Source organism: Azospirillum sp. (genome assembly GCF_035628975.1).
Taxonomy (GTDB): domain Bacteria; phylum Pseudomonadota; class Alphaproteobacteria; order Azospirillales; family Azospirillaceae; genus Azospirillum.
In genome coordinates this window covers 1-16745 of the sequence record NZ_DASPIS010000139.1, presented here as the reverse complement: position 1 = coordinate 16745, position 16745 = coordinate 1, and the positions used below count along the sequence as shown (strand labels likewise).

The following is a 16745-nucleotide window of genomic DNA, read 5'->3' as shown; positions in this document are numbered from 1 at the left end:
GCAAGCCAAGACGCGCCGCCGCACCCCCGCGGCCGGCGGCGCACCCCCCTGCCAGCAGTCGGAGCGGTCATGTCCCAGCCAACAGGTCCAGCGCCCCAGGGCCATGCCCACACGCAGCCGGCACCGCCGCCGGAAGCGATGCCCCCTGAAGAGATGGAAGTCACCCTGACCCTCAACGGCGGCCGCAGGACGCTGCATGTCGCCCCCTGGACCAGCCTGCTCGACGCGTTGCGCCTGCATCTCGACCTGACCGGCACCAAGAAGGGCTGCGACCATGGGCAGTGCGGCGCCTGCACCGTGCTGGTCGACGGACGGCGCATCAACTCCTGCCTGACGCTGGCCGTGATGATGGAGGGGCGGAGCGTCACCACCATCGAGGGGCTGGCCAGCGGCGACACGCTCCATCCGCTGCAGGAGGCCTTTGTCGAACATGACGCCTTCCAGTGCGGCTATTGCACGCCGGGGCAGATCTGCTCCGCCGTCGGCATGCTGGAGGAAGGCCACGCCAGGACCGACGACGACATCCGCGAGCTGATGAGCGGCAACCTGTGCCGCTGCGGCGCCTATCCCAACATCGTCGCGGCGATCCGGCAGGTGATGGATGGGCAATCGAAGGATGGAGGCAAGCCATGAGGGCCTTCTCCTACCACCGCCCCGACAGCGTCGATGCGGCGCTGCGCGGCGTTTCGGGCCAGTCCGGCACGACGACCGAGGCGGCGGTGAAGTTCGTCGCCGGCGGCACCAACCTGCTGGATTTGATGAAGGCCGACGTGATGCGGCCGGAACGGCTGGTCGACATTTCGCGCCTCGGCCTCGACCGCATCGAGGAGACGGAAAGCGGAGGGCTGCGGCTCGGCGCGCTCGCCCGCAATTCGGACACCGCCTATGACGAGCGGGTGCAGGCCCGTTATCCGATGCTGTCCAAAGCGATCCTGGCCGGGGCCTCGGCGCAGCTGCGCAACATGGCGACCAACGGCGGCAACCTGCTGCAGCGGACGCGCTGCTATTACTTCTACGACACCGGCACCCCCTGCAACAAACGGGAGCCGGGGACCGGCTGCGGCGCGCTGACCGGCGTCAACCGCATCCACGCCATCCTGGGCGCCAGCGACCACTGCATCGCCACCCACCCGTCCGACATGTGCGTCGCCCTGGCGGCGCTGGAGGCAGTGGTGCGCGTCAGCGGCCCGAAGGGGGAACGCACAATCCCCTTCGCCGAGTTCCACCGCCTGCCCGGCGACACCCCGCACATCGACAGCACTCTGGCCGCCGACGAGCTGATCACCGCCATCGACCTGCCGGTGGAGGGATTCGCCAAGCATTCCACCTACCTGAAGGTGCGCGACCGCGCCTCCTACGCCTTCGCCCTGGTGTCGGTGGCGGCGGCGCTGGAGATGGATGGGCAGACGATCCGCACCGCCCGGCTGGCGCTGGGCGGCGTCGCCCACAAGCCCTGGCGCGATCCGGCGGCCGAAGCCGAACTGGCCGGCAAGCCGGCCTCGCTGGAGAATTTCCGCGAGGCGGCGCGCGTGCTTCTGCGCGACGCCAAGGGCCATTCCCACAACGCCTTCAAGATCGGACTTGCCGAGCGCGCCATCGTCCGGGCGCTGGCCGAAGCCGCCGGAGTGGAGCATCCATGATCGCCAAACCGAGCATCCCCGATCCGCTGGACAATCCCGGCGCCCAGATCGGCAAGCCCGTCAACCGCGTCGACGGCCGGCTGAAGGTGACCGGCGGCGCCAAATACGCCGCGGAGTTCAACACGCCCGGCCTCGCCCACGGCTATATCCTGTCGAGCGCCATCGCCCGCGGGCGCATCCTGAGCATGGATACCTCAAAGGCGCTGGTCCTGCCCGGCGTCTTCCAAGTCTTCACGCACGAGAACCGGCCGAGCTTGCCCTGGTTCGACCGCAAGTGGAAGGATGACGACGCGCCCAAGGGATCGCCCTTCCGCCCGCTCTACGACGCGACGATCCACCATTCGCTCCAGCCCATCGCCCTGGTGGTGGCGGAGAGCTTCGAACTGGCGCGCTATGCCGCCCGGCTGATCCATGTCGTCTATGAGGCCGACGAGCACCAGACCGACCTGCACGCGGCGCAGGCCAAGGCCTTCACCCCCGGCAAGGACAAGGGCGGGTTCCAGCCGCCGCCGAAGCCGCGCGGCGATGCCGACCGCGCGCTGGCCGAGGCGGAGGTCAGCATCGACCTGCATTTCACCCAGGCGGTCGAGCACCACAACCCGATGGAGATGCACGCCTCCACCGTCATCCACCACAATGACGGCACGCTGACCGTCCATGACAAGACCCAGGGACCGCTGAACACCCAGACCTATGTCTGCAACGTCTTCAACCTGTCCAAGGACGCGGTGCGGGTGATCTCGCCCTTCGTCGGCGGCGCCTTCGGCTCCGGCCTCAGGCCGCAGCACCAGCTGTTCATGGCCGTGCTGGCGGCGACCACGCTGAAGCGCTCGGTGCGGGTGGAGCTGTCGCGGCCGCAGATGTTCAGCTTCGGCCACCGCCCCGAAACGCTGCAGCGCGTGGCGCTGGGCGCCCGCAAGGACGGCACGCTGACCGCCATGATCCACGAGGCGGTGCAGGAGACCTCGCAGACCGAGAACTATGTCGAGGTCGTCGTCAACTGGTCGGGCCAGCAGTACAAATGCGACAATGTCCGGCTGGACTACAAGCTGGCCCGGATGGACACCCACACCCCGCTCGACCAGCGCGCCCCCGGTGCGGCCACCGGCGTCCCGGCGCTGGAAATCGCCATGGACGAGCTGGCGGCCAAGCTGGGCATGGATCCGCTGGAGTTGCGACTGAAGAACTACACCGAGGTCGATCCCAACACGGACAAGCCCTTCTCCAGCAAGGAGCTGCGCGCCTGCTTCCGGCAGGGGGCGGAGCGTTTCGGCTGGCACAAGCGCAACCATACTCCCCGTTCCATGCGGGAGGGGCGGCAACTGATTGGCTGGGGCATGGCGTCCGGCGTGTGGGATGCGATGCAGGGGCAGGCGGCGGCATCGGCCCGGCTCGGCATCGACGGAACGCTGACGGTGGGCAGCGCCACCGCCGATATCGGCCCCGGCACCTACACGGCGATGACTCAGATCGCCGCCGACATCCTGGGCCTGCCGATCGACAAGGTGTCGTTCCAACTGGGCGACAGCAACCTGCCGATGGCGCCGCTGCAGGGCGGCTCCTGGACGGTGTCGTCGGTCGGCTCGGCGGTGAAGGCGGTGTGCGACCGGCTGCGCGACAAGCTCGCCGGGCTGGCGGTGGGGCTGAACGACGGTCCGCTGAAGGGGCTGAAGGCCGACGATCTGGTCTTCGCCGACGGCTTCCTGATCGCCAAGGCCGATCCGTCCTGGCGTATGTCGATCACCGAGGTGATGCGTGCCAACGATCTGCTGGTGCTGGAGGACGAGGCGCGCTCCATCCCCTATTACAAGTCGCAGATGCAGCATGCGCTCGGCACCCACTCCGCCATCTTCGCGGAGGTGCGGGTGGACGAGGATCTGGGCACGGTGCAGGTCACCCGCGTGGTCAGTGCGGTCGCCGCCGGCCGCATCATCAACCCGAAGACGGCGCGCAGCCAGGTGCTGGGTGCGGTGGTGTGGGGCATCGGCATGGCGCTGGAGGAGGAGTCGATGACCGACCAGCGGCTCGGCCGCTTCATGAACCACGACTTCGCCGAATACCACATCCCGGTGAACGCCGACGTCCACGACATCGACGTCATCTTCGTCGAGGAGCATGACGACATCGTCAACCCGCTGGGCGCCAAGGGCGTCGGCGAGATCGGCATCGTCGGCGTCCCCGCCGCCATCGCCAACGCCATCCACCACGCGACCGGCAAGCGCCTCTGCGACCTGCCGATCACGGTGGACAAGGTATTGGGGGCATAGGTACAGGGAGGAGGCGCCATGTAGGAGGACCTCCTCCCCAAACCGGCTCCGGGTATGGTCACTCCACTTTCGGAACTGTAATCACCGCTCCAGTTCGTCGCCGGTCTGTGGCGGTCTGTCCGGCACCCTGTCCAGGAAGGAGCGCAAGCCTGCGCCGGTCGCGGTGCCGGCACGGGCCTTCAGGAAGGAGGCTGCCGTTTCGACGGCACCGACCTTCTCGGCGACGGCGGCGGCGATCCACTGGTTTAAAGACACGCCATCCTCACGGGCCAGCCGGGCAGCGGCGTCCTTGACGGACGCGGGCAGCTTCAGGGGGTAGGTCGCCTTGCTCATATCGCCACTCCTCGCAGAAACTCCGCAGGCCGGAGAACCGGAATGCCGAACCGCGGCGCGGCTGCGGCAAAGTCCCGGACATTGTGGGTTACCAGCACATCCGCCCTGCCATTGACCGCCGCCTCCAGCACCATCTCGTCCGCCGGGAGGTCGATGCAGATAGAAGACGGCGGACCGGCAAATGCAATCTGCAGCGAAGCGGTGGACTTCTTCCGCTCACCCCCGTGCCGCCAGGGTCCGGATCGCCAGCGCCGCGGCGGAGGCGCGGTTCTCCACGCCCAGCTTGGCGAAGACCTGTTCCAGATGCTTGTTCACCGTGCGTGGGCTGATGCCCAGGATCTCGCCGATGTCGCGGTTGGGCTTGCCGTTGGCGATCCACAGCAGGACCTCCGCCTCGCGCACGGTCAGGCCCAGCGCGTCGCGCAGGATCGCCTCCTGCCGGCCGGCGGCCGGTTCGCTGAGGCGGAACAGGTATTCGTCCGGATTGGCCGGGCTGAGATAGGTGAACTCCAGCCGACGCATCCCCTCGCCGTCCGGCAGGTCGAGCGTGAAGCTCTCCGCCGCGGCGCCGGGGCTGGACCCCTGGCGCAGACGGACCAGACCGGCCGCCAAGGTCGCAGCCAAATTGGGGGCCAATTCCGGCCGAACACCGTCCGCACCCGGCAGCAGCCCGCCCAGCAGCCGTTCCGCCTGGGGGGTGCACCACAGCAGCCTCCCCTCCCCGTCCGTCGCCAGCAGGAAGCGGCCGGTGGCGTCCAGCGCGGCGCGGGCGCCGTAGGCGACGCGGGCGTTGGTCAGGTGGACGCGGATGCGGGCGATCAGCTCATCCACCACGATGGGCTTGGTGACGTAATCGACGCCGCCGGCCTCCAGCCCCTTCACCACATGCTCGGTGTCGCTGAGCCCGGTCATGAAGATCACGGGCAGGTGCGACAAATGGGGGATCTGCTTCAGCCGCCGGCAGGTCTCGAAGCCGTCCAGCCCCGGCATGACGGCGTCCATCAGGATCAGGTCCGGCGTGATCTGGCCGACCAGCTCCAGCGCGCTTTCGCCGTCCACGGCGACCAGCACGGTCAGGTCGGCCTGTTCGATGGCCTCCGTCAGGAATCCCAGCGTGTCGGGGGTGTCGTCCACCACCAGGATCATGTCGCGGCGTTTCATCCTGTCACGGCCCCGTCCACTGCCTCTCCCTCCGGTCCCCTACCATCGACTTGCTTGCCATCGACTTGAGCGGCCTCTTCCACCGCGCGCATATAGCCCTTCAGGTCGAAGGCGCGCACCAGCGTCCGCAGCCGTTCGACGAAGGGCGTTGCGGCCGCATCCTCCGCCTCGATCTCGCGCAGCTTGGCCTCGATTCCGCGAATGTAACCGATCCGGCCCAATTGGCGCAGGTCGTCGAGATGACGCAGCGCCGAATCCGGCGGCCGGGCTGGAGCCGCCGCGACGATGGGAGCAGGAGGCGGCTCCGCAGACTTGACCGCCACCGGTGCCGGCGCAAGCGGTTCCGGCGGCTTTTCCACGGCATGGATCCATTCCAGCCCGGTCAGAGCCTGAACCCGATCCAACAGCGCATGGATCTCGATGGGCTTCGCGACGAAGGCGTCGTGCGGCGCCCGCCCATCGCCCGGCCCCTGCGCCTCATACGCGTTGGCCGACACCATGATGATCCGGATGCCGTCGCCGAACTGCCGGCGCAGCCCGTCGGCCACGTCCCAGCCGCTCTCTCCCGGCATGGAGATGTCGAGCATGGCGAGGTCCGGCTTGCACTGCGCCGCCAGTTCCAGGCAGCCGGCGGCGTCCGACGCGGTGAACAGCACGAATCCCAGTGGGCGCAGGATGTCGGTCATCAGCGCCAGATGGTCGCGGTCGTCGTCGGCCAGCAGGATGGTGATCTGCGGCCCGGCATAGCCGGTGATGGAGCGCCGCTCCGCCTGCTCGCCCGGCCGGTGCATCGCCTCCGACAGCAGCAGGCGGACGGTGAAGACGCTGCCCTGCCCCAGCGTGCTGCGCACGGCGATGTCGCCGCCCATGATCCGGGTCAGCACCCGCGTGATGGTGAGGCCGAGGCCGGTGCCGGCCACCGCCCGCACCGCCGCCCCGCGTCCGCGCTCGAACGGCTCGAAGACGCGGTCGAGATCCTCCTCCCGGATGCCGATGCCGGTGTCGACGATCTCGAACTCCGCGATCTGGCTGCGGTAGCGTACATTCAGCGCGACATGGCCGGTCTCGGTGTATTTCACCGCGTTGGACAGCAGGTTGATCAGGATCTGGCGCAGGATCTTGCTGTCGGTGTGGACCCAGGCCGGCAGGTGCGGCACGCGGGCATAGCGGAACTCCAGCCCCTTGGCGGTGGCCTGGATGCGGAACATGTCGGCCAGCTGGTCGAGGAAGTCGATCAGCTGCACCTTGTCGCGGCTGAGCCGGCGCAGGCCCGATTCGATCTTCGAGATGTCCAGCAGCCCGTCGATCAGGTTCGACAGATGCTCCGCGCTGCGGCGGATGACGCGGACGGCGTCCTGCGGGCGCTGGGTGCTGTTGCTTTCCAAAAGCTGGGCATAGCCGGAAATGGCGTTGAGCGGCGCGCGGATTTCGTGGCTGACGCCGATGATGTAGCGGCTCTTGGCGGCGTTGGCGGCCTCCGCCACTTCCTTGGCCTTCTGCAAGGCGGCGTCGGTGCGTTCGTGGGCGGCGATCTCGTCCATCAGCATGGCGGTCTGGCGGGCGGTCTCCTCCTCCGCCTTGCGGCGGCTTTCATGGGCAAGCACCAGCAGCCAGGCGGCGACGCCGGACAGGATGAACAGGCAGACGAAGACGGTGAACAGCGCGGTGTGGATCGCCGCCCGCTCCGCCGCATCGGCGTTGGCGTATTGGAAGTCGATGACGATCAGCACCCCGCCCAGCACCAGCGAGAACAGCGTCATCACCCCGATGAAGTGGCCGGTGCGGGTGTGGACCCCCGCCGCCATCCGCTTGGGCAGCACCCGTTGCAGGCTGTGGGCGATCTGGTCGGCGAAGCGGCTGTCCTTCTTGCACAGATCGTGGCAGCGCGCCTCCAGCGTGCAGCACAGCGAGCAGATCGGCGCGTCGTAGGCCGGGCAGAAGGCCATGTCCGGCCGTTCGAAGTGGTTTTCGCAGATCGAACAGCGGATGGTCGCGGCATCGCCGGGCAGAGTGTCGGACTTGCGGGCGATGTAGTAGCGGCCCTTGGTCCTCCAGGCGATCAGCGGGGCGGCGGCGAAGGCGACCACCAGCCCGATGAAGGGGGCCAGCGCCTGGGCCACCGGCCCCAGCAGCCCGAAGAAGGCGGTGGTGGAGCACAGCACCGACAGGCCCATCGCCCCGGTGCCGACCGGGTTGATGTCGTAGAGGTGGGCGCGCTTGAACTCGATTCCCGGCGGGCTGAAACGGAGAGGCTTGTTGATGGCGAGATCCGCGGCGACCGCCCCCAGCCAGCCCACCGCGACGTTGGCGTAGAGGCCGAGAATGCTCTCGATCACGCCGAGGATGCCGATCTCCATCAGCAGCAGGGCCAGCAGCACATTGAACACCAGCCAGACGACGCGGCCGGGATGGCTGCGGGTCAGGCGGGAGAAGAAGTTCGACCAGGCGATGGAGCCGGCATAGGCGTTGGTGACGTTGATCTTCATCTGGCAGACCACGACGAAGATGCCGGTCAGCGCCAGCGCCGCGGCGGGCGAGCCGAACACGTCGAGGAAGGCCATGTGGTACATGCTGTTGGGCTGCACCGCGTCCGCCGGCTGCATCCCGTGCTTCAGCGCGAGGAAGGCCAGCAGCGAGCCCGCCGCCAGCTTCAGGCTGCCGATCAGCACCCAGCCCGGCCCGCCGGCCAGCATCGCCGCCCACCAGCGCAGCTTGCCGATGCGGGCCCGGGAGGGCAGGAAGCGAAGGTAGTCCACCTGTTCGCCGATCTGCGGCAGCAGCGACAGCAGGACCGAGGCCGCCATGCCGAAGGGCAGCAGCGACAGCCCGCCCTCCGGCGCATAGACTCCGGGCAGCGAGGTCCACTGCGCCAGGGTTTCGCGGTCGAGCAGGAAGAAATAGGCCAGCGGCACGCATTGCAGCAGGATCCACACCGGCTGCGTCGCCCATTGCATGCGGCTGATGAAGCGGATGCCGTAGACGGCGATGGGAATCACCGCCAGCGAACTGATGACGTGGGCGACCGAGGCCGGGATGCCCAGCACCATGGTCAGCCCGGCCGACATGATGCTGGCCTCGATGGAGAACAGGATGAAGGTGAAGGAGGCGTAGACCAGCGAGGTGATGGTCGAGCCCAGATAGCCGAAACCCGCGCCGCGGGCCAGCAGGTCGATGTCCACCCCGGCCTTGGCCGCATGGTAGGTGATGGGCAGACCGACCAGGATGCTGAGCACCGCCACCGCCAGGATGGCGGCCATGGCATTCTCGAAGCCGTAGGTCAGCGTCACCGCCGCGCCGATCGCCTCGCAGGCCAGGAAGGAGATGGCGCCCAGCGCGGTGTTGGCGACCCGCCATGCGGTCCAGCGCCGAGCCCGCTCCGCCGTGTAGCGGAGCGCATAGTCCTCCATGGTCTGATCGGCGGCGAGCTGGTTGTACTGCCGGCGTTCACGGACGATCCGTTGCCTCGCGCTCATGCCCGTCCGCCGTTCCCGTCCTTGAAGTCCGCCCGACCGCATCGTCGGGAGTTTGGCAGCGGATGGCAAGCCGCAAGCGCGTTGACAGCATCCCAACCGGCCTCTAGCTGTCGGTCCGCAAGAACCGGAAAATTTCGGAAAGCCCAAGCATGACCGTCGAGCTAGTCGTCTGCGAAACCTGCCGCCGTCCGGAAGACCCGCCCGAAGCCGTCCGTCCGGGGGCGGAGCTGGTGGCGCTGATGGAGCGGGTGCTGGCCGACGCCCCCGATCTGGCCGCCCAGGTGCGGCTGCGGCCGATGCGTTGCCTGATGACCTGCAAGCGCCCTTGCGCCGTCGCGGTGCGCTCGGCCCGGCGGATGAGCTATGTGCTGGGCGACTTCGCCCCGGACGAAGTGACGGCGGAAACGCTGACCGCCTATCTGCGTGCCTATGCGGCGACCGCGGATGGGATCGTTCCGTTCAAGCAATGGCCCCAGGGCGTCAAAGGTCGTTTCGTTTCCCGCCTGCCGCCGCTGGAAGAGTGACGGCAAGCAGACGGTACTTAGGTACTTTCCACTACTTCCGAAGGACGTGTTTGACAGACCAAGGCCGCGCCCCAATTATTGTTGGCCACACCAATCAATCTCCCCCCGCGAGCAAGGAGGAGCGCCCGATGAAGGTCGACCCCGAGGTCCTGAACTGCGCCACCGGCCTGTTGCACATGGCGCGCGAGGCGGAACGCTCCAACGGCTGGGAGGCCGGCGACCTGCTGCGGACCACGCTCCGCCTGCTGGTGGTGGCCGGTGCCGACGGGCATGGCTGGAGCGCGGACGACCTGACCGAAGAGGTGCGCGACCTGGTGCAGGCGGTGCGGATGACGAACGGGGACGAGGGCGTGCGGTTCTGCGGCGGGGTGACGGCGGTGCATTGAGGGAGTGGGCGCCGAGAGGCATGGATTGGGGTGAGTTATACCCCCACCTAACCTCCCCCGCTGGGCGGGGGAGGGACTGCCGCCACTCTCCCATATCAGCACTCACCCCCTCCCCCGCCCAGCGGGGGAGGGTTGGGTGGGGGTCTAACTTGCCAAGTCGAACCCTCACCCCTCCGAAATCTCCGGGTTCAGCTGGATCAGCACCTTGTCGATGCGGCGGCCGTCCATGTCGACGACCTCGAAGCGGATGCCGTTCCAGAACAGATGCTCCGCCGCGGTCGGAATGTGGCCGAAATGATCGAGGAGAAAGCCGGCGATGGTGTGGAAATCGCCCTCCCCCTTCATGTTCTTGACGCCGACCAGCGCCTCGACCTCCTCCACCGGGGTCATGCCGTCGACAAGCCAGCTGCCGTCCTCGCGCTGGATGGCGGCGGCCTCGCCCTCGTGGGTGCTGTCGGGCAACTCGCCGGCGATGGCCTCCAGGATGTCGGTCATGGTGACCAGACCCTCGACGCTGCCATATTCGTCCACCACGATCGCCATGTGGACGCTGGCCTGCTTGAACAGGTCGAGAAGGCGGAAGACCGGCGTGCCGTCATGGACGACCAGCGGCTGGACCATCGCCGCCTTCAGGTCGAAGGCAATGCCGTTCAGCGACTGGTCGAGCAGGGCCTTGGCGGCCACCACGCCCTGCAGCTCGTCCACGTCGCCGCGGCAGACCGGGAAGCGGGAATAGCCGCTATCGCAGATCTCCCGGCCGACCACGTCGGGCTTGTCGTCGATGTCCAGCCAGATCAGGTCGGGGCGCGGGGTCATGATCGACCGCACCGTCCGGTCGGACAGGTGCATCACACCCTCGATCATCTGGCGTTCGGCGGGCTCGAAGACGCCGCTCTGAGTGCCTTCGGCAATCAGGGTCTTGACCTCCTCCTCCGTCACCGTCTGCTCGCGCGAGGTCGGCAGGCGCAGAAGCTTCAGCACCGCGTCGCTGGACACGCCCAGCAGCCAGACCACCGGGGCGGACAGGCGCGCGATCGTCCGCATCGGGGCGGCCACCAGGGCGGCGATCCGCTCCGCCGAGATCAGCGCCACGCGCTTGGGCACCAGTTCGCCGACGATCAGAGAGAAATAGGTGATGGCCGCGACCACCAGCGCGAAGGCGACGGTGTGGCCATAGGGCGCGATCCACTCGACCCGCTCGTTCAGGACGCCGCCCAGCCGTTCGGCAAGGGTGGAGCCGCCGTAAGCGCCGGCGATGATGCCGGTCAGGCTGATGCCGACCTGCACGGTCGACAGGAAGCGGCTCGGATCCTCCGACAGATCCAATGCTGCGCGGGCGCCGGCGCCGCCTTTTTCCTCGGCCATCTGCTGAAGCCGGCCGCGGCGCGCGGACACCAGCGCCATCTCCGACATCGCGAAGAAGGCGTTGATCAGGATCAGCAGGACGATGACCAACAATTCCCAAATCATGGCGGTATGCCCAAAGGGCGCTCCCTCAACCGATCAATTGTTGCGCCACGGCGACCGCCGCCTGCCCGAGACCGAGCAGGATGGCGACGATGATGGCGATGGAAAGAAGGCCGGCGACGAGGCCGGCCGACACGAAAACTCCGTCGGATTCCATAAGTCCCAGCGCGATCAGCGCGATGGCGAGGGCGGGGGGCTGGTTTCCGAAGACGATGGGAAGGGACAGGATGCCGGCGAGCACCATCACCGCCAGCCCCAGGAAACGCTCGGCGGTGGGGCCGGCCAGCGCCGGCATGCGGGCGCGCAGGCGCCGCTCCAGCCGGTCGGCCCAAGGTTTTGCCCGGCGGATCACGCCCAGGAAGGCCTTGCGGTCGAAGGTGACCGCCAGCATGCGGCGCGGCAGCCAGGGGCCATGCCGGCCCACTGCCATCTGGGCGCCGATCAGGATCATCGGCACGCCGGTGGCGGTCGACAGGCCGGGCACCGGAAGGACATTGGGGATGGACAGGATCAGCAGCAGCGCGCCGAAGGCGCGGTCGCCCAGCGCATCCATCACCTCGCCCAACGATATGCGGTCGGGAGAAACGGGGCCGGAAGTGGACTGCGAGGCGCCGCCGGAGGCAGCCTCGTCACCGCGAGCCAGAAAGTCGTCCAGCAGGTCGGAAACGCGCGCACAAGCCCGGTCCGCACCGGGGGGACGGGCGTCGTTCGACCTGGGGGACGACCCGGGAGGTCGGTCTTTGCTCACGGCTCTCCCCGATGCCGGTAACGGGATCGGAGCGGGCCGGGCGAAGGATGGCAGGAACCCATGGACCTTTCGCGTCGCGGCGGCATCAATCTCCCTTCTACAGGAAGGGCGGCCAAAGCGCCAGCGCAGGTTGGCCCCCGCAAAAGGCGATCCGGCCGGACAAACGGCCTATTGCTTCTTCTGGATGGCGAAGCTCAGCCGCTTGGTCAGGTCGGCCTTCGATACCGGCTTCACCAGATAGCCGGAGATGCCGTATGCGATGGCGCGCTTGACCACATCCGCCTCGCGATGGCCCGTGAGGACCAGGACCGGCAGGTCGGCCAGCGGGTTGCCGGTGGCCGTGCGCAGCGCGTGCAGCAGGTCCAGCCCGCCCATGCGCGGCATCTCCAGGTCGCAGATCGCCGCATCCACGTCCCCGCCGTTCTTGCGGAGGATGTCGAGCGCCTGGATGCCGTCCGCCGCCTCGAACACCGCCCGCACCTTGATGTCGTGCAGCAGGCGCGAGATCAGCTTTCGGGTAAAATCATCGTCCTCGACCAGCAGCACACCCAGATCGTGGATCGTCCGGATCTGACGAGTGCCGCCGCCTGCCTCCACCACCATGACGCTCTCCGCTTGGCCCCGTTGCCTCCGGCGCTCGCGCCGGCGGCCATCGGTCACAGTTTTTGTAATGCACCGTTGCGCAGTCGTTAACGGAATTGCATTAGCGAGAGCCGGACCGCACAAATCCGACCGGCGGGGAATGGCAATCGCCGGCGCGACGCCTTATCCTTGCAGCCCGAACCGGAGAAGGACCTCCCACCCCGTGACCGCACCGCCCGCCGATCCCGCCCTGCCCTTCGGCGCCTCGCCCGACGCGGCGATGCTCGCCGCCGTGGTGGAGGCCAGCGGCGCCGGGATCGTGGTGCACGACGCGACGCTCCCCGGCCAGCCGATCGTCTATTGCAACCGCGCCTTCCTGGAGATTATCGGCTACCGGGCGGACGAGGTGATCGGCCACGACGGTTTCTTCCTGCAGGGGCCCGACACCGATCCGGAGACCGCGGCGACCATCCGCGCCGCCCTGGCGGAGGCGCGCCCGCTGTCGGTGGAGGTGCTGAACCACCGCAAGGACGGCAGCGCCTTCTGGAACGCCCTGACCCTGCGGCCGGTGCCGGGGCCGGATGGGACGACACGTTGGATCACCGTCTCCTGCGCCGACGTCACCCGCAGCCGCCGGTCGGAACAGGAACTGCGCGCCGCCGAGGAGCAGCTGACCCGGCTGGCGGCGGAGACCTTCGCGCTGGCCGAAAAGCTGGACGGCGCGCGGGAGGACGCCGAGGCCGCCCAGATGGCGGCGGAAAATGCCAGCCGCGCCAAGTCGCGCTTCCTGGCGATGATGAGCCACGAGCTGCGCACGCCGATGACCGCGGTGATCGGCATGGGCGACCTTCTGATGGGAACCGGCCTGTCGGACCAGCAGAAATCCTTCGTGCGGACCCTGCGGTCGTCGGCGGACACGCTGATGACCATCCTGAACGACGTGCTCGACTTCTCCAAGATCGAGGCCGGGCAGCTGATGCTGGAGGAGATCGACTTCTCCCTGCCCCGGCTGGTCGACGACGTGGTCCAGCTTTTCCTGGTACGCGCGGCGGCGAAGGGGCTGACCCTGTCCGCCTCCATTGCCGACGACACGCCGCGCCACATCCGCGGCGACCCGACGCGGCTGCGGCAGGTGCTGTTCAACCTGGTGTCCAACGCCATCAAGTTCACCGAGCGTGGCGCCATCGAGATCGCAGTGTGGTCGCCCGATCCGCCCGCAGCGCCTGTGGATGAGAGCGGAACGGTTCCGGTTTCCCTGCCAGTCACGCTGCGGTTCGAGGTGCAGGACAGCGGCATCGGCATGACGGCGGAGCAGCGCGGACGGCTGTTCGACGCCTTCGTCCAGGCCGACGCCTCGACCAGCCGCAAATATGGCGGCACCGGGCTGGGGCTGGCGATCTGCAAGCGGCTGGTGGAGGCAATGGGCGGCGAGATCACCGTCGCCAGCGCGCCCGGCCGCGGTTCCACCTTCCGCTTCTCGATCAGGACGCGCACGGCGGAAGCCCAGCCGGTCGGCGATCTGGGCACCCGCGGCCTGATGTCCGCTTCCGCGGAGGAGCCGCAGCAGAGCCCCGTCGCCCTGCGGCTTCTGCTGGCCGAGGACAACGACATCAACCGCATGCTGATCACCGCCATGATGACCCGCATCGGCCACCGCATCGACGCGGTCAACGACGGGCGGGCGGTGCTGGACGCGGTCAAGGCGGCCGATTACGACGTGCTGATCCTGGACATGGAGATGCCGGTGCTGGACGGGCGGTCGGCTGCGCGGGCGATCCGGCGGATGGACGGCGCGGTGGCGCGCATCCCCATCGTCGGCCTGTCCGCCGATGCCCTGCCGGAACATCGGGATGGCCACATGGCCGCCGGGCTCGACGCCTACCTGACCAAGCCCATCGACTGGGAGCAACTGAACGCCGTGCTGGTGGATCTGGCGACCCGGCCGGAGGACGGGCGCGTGGTGCCGATTCCCAGCCGCCCGGCGCTGGAGGGCGGCCACTTCATGGCCCTGCCGCTGCTCGACCGGGTGAAGCTGGCGGAACTGCGGCTGGCGCTGGGCGGCGAGGCGCTGGACGGCATGCTGCAGCTCCTGCCGGAGACGGCGCTGCGCGAACTGACGGCCATCCGCGCCGCCCTGCAGGCCGGACGTCCGAAGGAACTGAAGCAGGCCGCCCACACCCTGTCCGGGCTGGCGGCCAATTTCGGCGCGCCGCGCATGGCCGCCATCGCCCGCGCCATCAACGACAACCCCGGCGACATCGACAAGGTCGCCGCCCTGCTCCCGCTGCTGGAGACCACCGTCGGCGCCACCAGCAGCCTGGTACGGGAACCGGCGGGCAGTAACGATTGAGGGATTGAGGGGCGTACGGACGCGCGGTTGAGCGACGGACGGCCGATCTGCTAGAGATCCGGGGATGAAGAAAGCCACGCCGAAACGGCGCAGCGGGTCTCCCCGCATCACCCATCCGGACCAGTTCGATCTGCTCGACGTACCCGAGCCGACCGCGGTCATGATCACCTATTCGGGCCGCACGGTGGACTTGGAGCGGCCTGACTTCGGCCCCTTCGACATCGAGGACATCGCCCGCCCGCTGGCCTACCAGTGCCGCTTCGTCGGCAACACGCAAGCCTTCTTCAGCGTCGCCCAGCACTGCGTCCTGGCCAGCCGGCTGGCGCCGGAAGGCTATGCCTACGACGCGCTGATGCATGATTGCGAGGAGGCCTTCACCGGCGACTGGCCGACGCCGTGGAAGGTGCGGATCGGCCGCGACGCCATCCGGCAGGCGGTGGAACCGATCAAGAGCGCGCTCGCCATGCGCTTCGGCTTCCGCCACCCGGAGCCGAAGGCGGTCAAGCTGGCCGACCAGCGCGCGCTCGCGACGGAGCTGCGCGACCTCTGCGCTCCGCACCGCGTCAACTGGCGCGACCTGCCGGCCCCGGACGAGGCAGCCATCGTGCCGCTCGGCCCGGAAGAGGCGTTGGCCGACTTCCTGGAGCATTACCGGCGGCTGCGGCCGGCCTGAACCCCTTTCACCCGAAGCGAGGGAAGCGGGTTCAGGCGTGCCCGCCCTGCTCCGCCCGGCGGGCACGGCCGCGCTTGACCGCCGGCGCCGTGCCTTCACCTCCGCCGTCCGTCTGCTGCTCGGCACAGCGCTCCGCCAATTCGCGGATGGCGGCGCGGATCTGCGGGTCGCGGATGCTCTGGAAATAGCGGGCCAGCATCAACGCCTCGCGCGACTGCAGGGTGTTCTCCTGCTCCTCGCCGCCGCCGGCCGCCGGCATCTCGCCGCCCTCGGCCGCCGGCTGGCGGTTCTCCAGCCCTTCGAAGAAGACGGAGACGGGGACGCGGAAGAACTGGCCCAGCTTGAACAGGCGGCTGGAGGACACGCGGTTGAAGCCGCGCTCGTACTTCTGCAACTGCTGGAAGGTCAGCCCGAGGGCGGAGGCCACGTCGCTCTGGCTGAGGCCGGCCAGCATGCGCAGTTCCCGCAGGCGCTGGCCGACGAACACATCGACCTCGTTCAGGCCTTCCTTCTTTTCGCGGCCACGCCGTTTCATGGCTCTCCCCCTTCGATCCTGTACAGGTCCCGGCCGCCGAACCGTGTCGACGCTCACCGGGACACCGGTTGGCCCTTCGAACCGGAACGCGTCGCAGGCGGCGTCGAAGCTGGAAAGACGTCGGCGGGCAAGACGAATCGGCCGGTTGCGGGCACGGAATGCAACTCAGCTATGACCGACGCCTGCCGATGTCAACCGCCGCTCCGCCGGATACCTCTTTTGGACAGTAGGCCTTTCGCGGGAATCGTACGGCACCACGCGCGCATACACTCTTTTCGTGCAAGGGCTGGTATCGTCCTACCCATGGTCGCGACGCGGCACGGCACCGTCCAAGCCGGGAAGCCGATGCGGCGCAAATCCGATGCGGCATCGTGACCCACGGTTGCCGAAGGGTACCGTCGCAGGGCTGCAACATTTGCGGGGCACTAGGCATATTTTGCCGGGCGCCCGGCAAAAACTGCCGCTGATTAACCCTCTCTTCATCAAGACGCCGCAGCATGCCCCAACGTAGGCAAGCCCGGCGCGGAACTTGCAAAAACCGTTTCGCATCAGCGAAGCGGCCGATGCGAAGAGAATGCCGGGGAGACTTCCGATCGGGGACCGCGC

14 protein-coding genes are annotated in these 16745 nt (G+C 68.4%); 7 read left to right on the top strand and 7 right to left on the bottom strand.

Going from position 1 to position 16745, the window contains the following annotated elements:
* The first annotated feature begins 153 nt into the window (after positions 1 to 153).
* The 3 genes from VD964_RS28785 to VD964_RS28775 are packed head-to-tail and all read left to right on the top strand — an operon-like array spanning position 154 to position 3907.
* Positions 154 to 633 carry a (2Fe-2S)-binding protein gene (locus tag VD964_RS28785; protein ID WP_324871878.1) on the top strand — a complete coding sequence of 160 codons (480 nt, stop codon included), beginning with the start codon at positions 154 to 156 and terminating at the stop codon, positions 631 to 633.
* The gene (locus VD964_RS28780; RefSeq protein WP_324871859.1) at positions 630 to 1640 is read left to right on the top strand and encodes a xanthine dehydrogenase family protein subunit M; all 1011 of its coding nucleotides are present in this window, start codon (positions 630 to 632) and stop codon (positions 1638 to 1640) included. The genes VD964_RS28785 and VD964_RS28780 overlap by 4 nt, the downstream gene beginning before the upstream one ends.
* The gene (locus VD964_RS28775) at positions 1637 to 3907 is read left to right on the top strand and encodes a xanthine dehydrogenase family protein molybdopterin-binding subunit (protein WP_324871858.1); all 2271 of its coding nucleotides are present in this window, start codon (positions 1637 to 1639) and stop codon (positions 3905 to 3907) included. Before VD964_RS28780 ends, VD964_RS28775 begins: the two co-directional genes overlap by 4 nt.
* Positions 3908 to 3988: 81 nt before the next feature.
* Here VD964_RS28775 and VD964_RS28770 read toward each other — a convergent pair whose 3' ends face one another.
* From VD964_RS28770 to VD964_RS28760, 3 genes are all read right to left on the bottom strand, one after another.
* Positions 3989 to 4240: a pilus assembly protein HicB gene (locus VD964_RS28770; RefSeq protein ID WP_324871857.1), complete on the bottom strand. Its 252-nt coding sequence runs from the start codon at positions 4238 to 4240 to the stop codon at positions 3989 to 3991.
* A gap of 216 nt (positions 4241 to 4456) precedes the next feature.
* Positions 4457 to 5401 carry a response regulator transcription factor gene (locus VD964_RS28765; RefSeq protein ID WP_324871856.1) on the bottom strand — a complete coding sequence of 315 codons (945 nt, stop codon included), beginning with the start codon at positions 5399 to 5401 and terminating at the stop codon, positions 4457 to 4459.
* Positions 5398 to 8874, bottom strand: coding sequence for a hybrid sensor histidine kinase/response regulator (locus VD964_RS28760; protein ID WP_324871855.1), 3477 nt, complete (start codon positions 8872 to 8874; stop codon positions 5398 to 5400). Before VD964_RS28760 ends, VD964_RS28765 begins: the two co-directional genes overlap by 4 nt.
* Before the next feature lie 149 nt (positions 8875 to 9023).
* On the opposite strand from VD964_RS28760, the gene VD964_RS28755 reads away from it, so the two are divergent.
* Positions 9024 to 9398 (top strand): DUF1636 domain-containing protein, encoded by a 375-nt coding sequence (locus VD964_RS28755; RefSeq protein WP_324871854.1) that lies wholly within the window; start codon positions 9024 to 9026, stop codon positions 9396 to 9398.
* A gap of 128 nt (positions 9399 to 9526) precedes the next feature.
* Positions 9527 to 9784, top strand: coding sequence for a hypothetical protein (locus VD964_RS28750; protein ID WP_324871853.1), 258 nt, complete (start codon positions 9527 to 9529; stop codon positions 9782 to 9784).
* 165 nt (positions 9785 to 9949) lie between these two features.
* On the opposite strand, the gene VD964_RS28745 is transcribed toward VD964_RS28750, so the two are convergent.
* The 3 genes from VD964_RS28745 to VD964_RS28735 form a co-directional block, all read right to left on the bottom strand.
* Positions 9950 to 11242, bottom strand: coding sequence for a hemolysin family protein (locus tag VD964_RS28745; protein WP_414637294.1), 1293 nt, complete (start codon positions 11240 to 11242; stop codon positions 9950 to 9952).
* A 37-nt stretch (positions 11243 to 11279) separates the two neighbouring features.
* Entirely contained in the window at positions 11280 to 11999 is a 720-nt protein-coding gene (locus VD964_RS28740) for an exopolysaccharide biosynthesis protein (protein ID WP_324871851.1), read from the bottom strand.
* A 168-nt stretch (positions 12000 to 12167) separates the two neighbouring features.
* Positions 12168 to 12602: a response regulator gene (locus VD964_RS28735; RefSeq protein ID WP_310115837.1), complete on the bottom strand. Its 435-nt coding sequence runs from the start codon at positions 12600 to 12602 to the stop codon at positions 12168 to 12170.
* Between the two features lie 202 nt (positions 12603 to 12804).
* On the opposite strand from VD964_RS28735, the gene VD964_RS28730 reads away from it, so the two are divergent.
* Both VD964_RS28730 and VD964_RS28725 read left to right on the top strand, forming a co-directional pair.
* Complete coding sequence (locus tag VD964_RS28730) at positions 12805 to 14931, top strand: ATP-binding protein (protein ID WP_324871850.1); 2127 nt, start codon at positions 12805 to 12807, stop codon at positions 14929 to 14931.
* Positions 14932 to 14995: 64 nt separating this feature from the next.
* Positions 14996 to 15604 carry a transcriptional regulator gene (locus tag VD964_RS28725; protein ID WP_324871849.1) on the top strand — a complete coding sequence of 203 codons (609 nt, stop codon included), beginning with the start codon at positions 14996 to 14998 and terminating at the stop codon, positions 15602 to 15604.
* 31 nt (positions 15605 to 15635) lie between these two features.
* Here VD964_RS28725 and VD964_RS28720 read toward each other — a convergent pair whose 3' ends face one another.
* Positions 15636 to 16139 (bottom strand): helix-turn-helix transcriptional regulator, encoded by a 504-nt coding sequence (locus VD964_RS28720; RefSeq protein ID WP_324871848.1) that lies wholly within the window; start codon positions 16137 to 16139, stop codon positions 15636 to 15638.
* Positions 16140 to 16745: the final 606 nt, after the last annotated feature.

Coding starts and splice junctions, on each gene's coding strand:
- VD964_RS28785 (WP_324871878.1), top strand. CDS start 154: ATGGAAGTCACCCTGACCCTCAACGGCGGCCGCAGGACGCTGCATGTC.
- VD964_RS28780 (WP_324871859.1), top strand. CDS start 630: ATGAGGGCCTTCTCCTACCACCGCCCCGACAGCGTCGATGCGGCGCTG.
- VD964_RS28775 (WP_324871858.1), top strand. CDS start 1,637: ATGATCGCCAAACCGAGCATCCCCGATCCGCTGGACAATCCCGGCGCC.
- VD964_RS28770 (WP_324871857.1), bottom strand. CDS start 4,240: ATGAGCAAGGCGACCTACCCCCTGAAGCTGCCCGCGTCCGTCAAGGAC.
- VD964_RS28765 (WP_324871856.1), bottom strand. CDS start 5,401: ATGAAACGCCGCGACATGATCCTGGTGGTGGACGACACCCCCGACACG.
- VD964_RS28760 (WP_324871855.1), bottom strand. CDS start 8,874: ATGAGCGCGAGGCAACGGATCGTCCGTGAACGCCGGCAGTACAACCAG.
- VD964_RS28755 (WP_324871854.1), top strand. CDS start 9,024: ATGACCGTCGAGCTAGTCGTCTGCGAAACCTGCCGCCGTCCGGAAGAC.
- VD964_RS28750 (WP_324871853.1), top strand. CDS start 9,527: ATGAAGGTCGACCCCGAGGTCCTGAACTGCGCCACCGGCCTGTTGCAC.
- VD964_RS28735 (WP_310115837.1), bottom strand. CDS start 12,602: ATGGTGGTGGAGGCAGGCGGCGGCACTCGTCAGATCCGGACGATCCAC.
- VD964_RS28725 (WP_324871849.1), top strand. CDS start 14,996: ATGAAGAAAGCCACGCCGAAACGGCGCAGCGGGTCTCCCCGCATCACC.
- VD964_RS28720 (WP_324871848.1), bottom strand. CDS start 16,139: ATGAAACGGCGTGGCCGCGAAAAGAAGGAAGGCCTGAACGAGGTCGAT.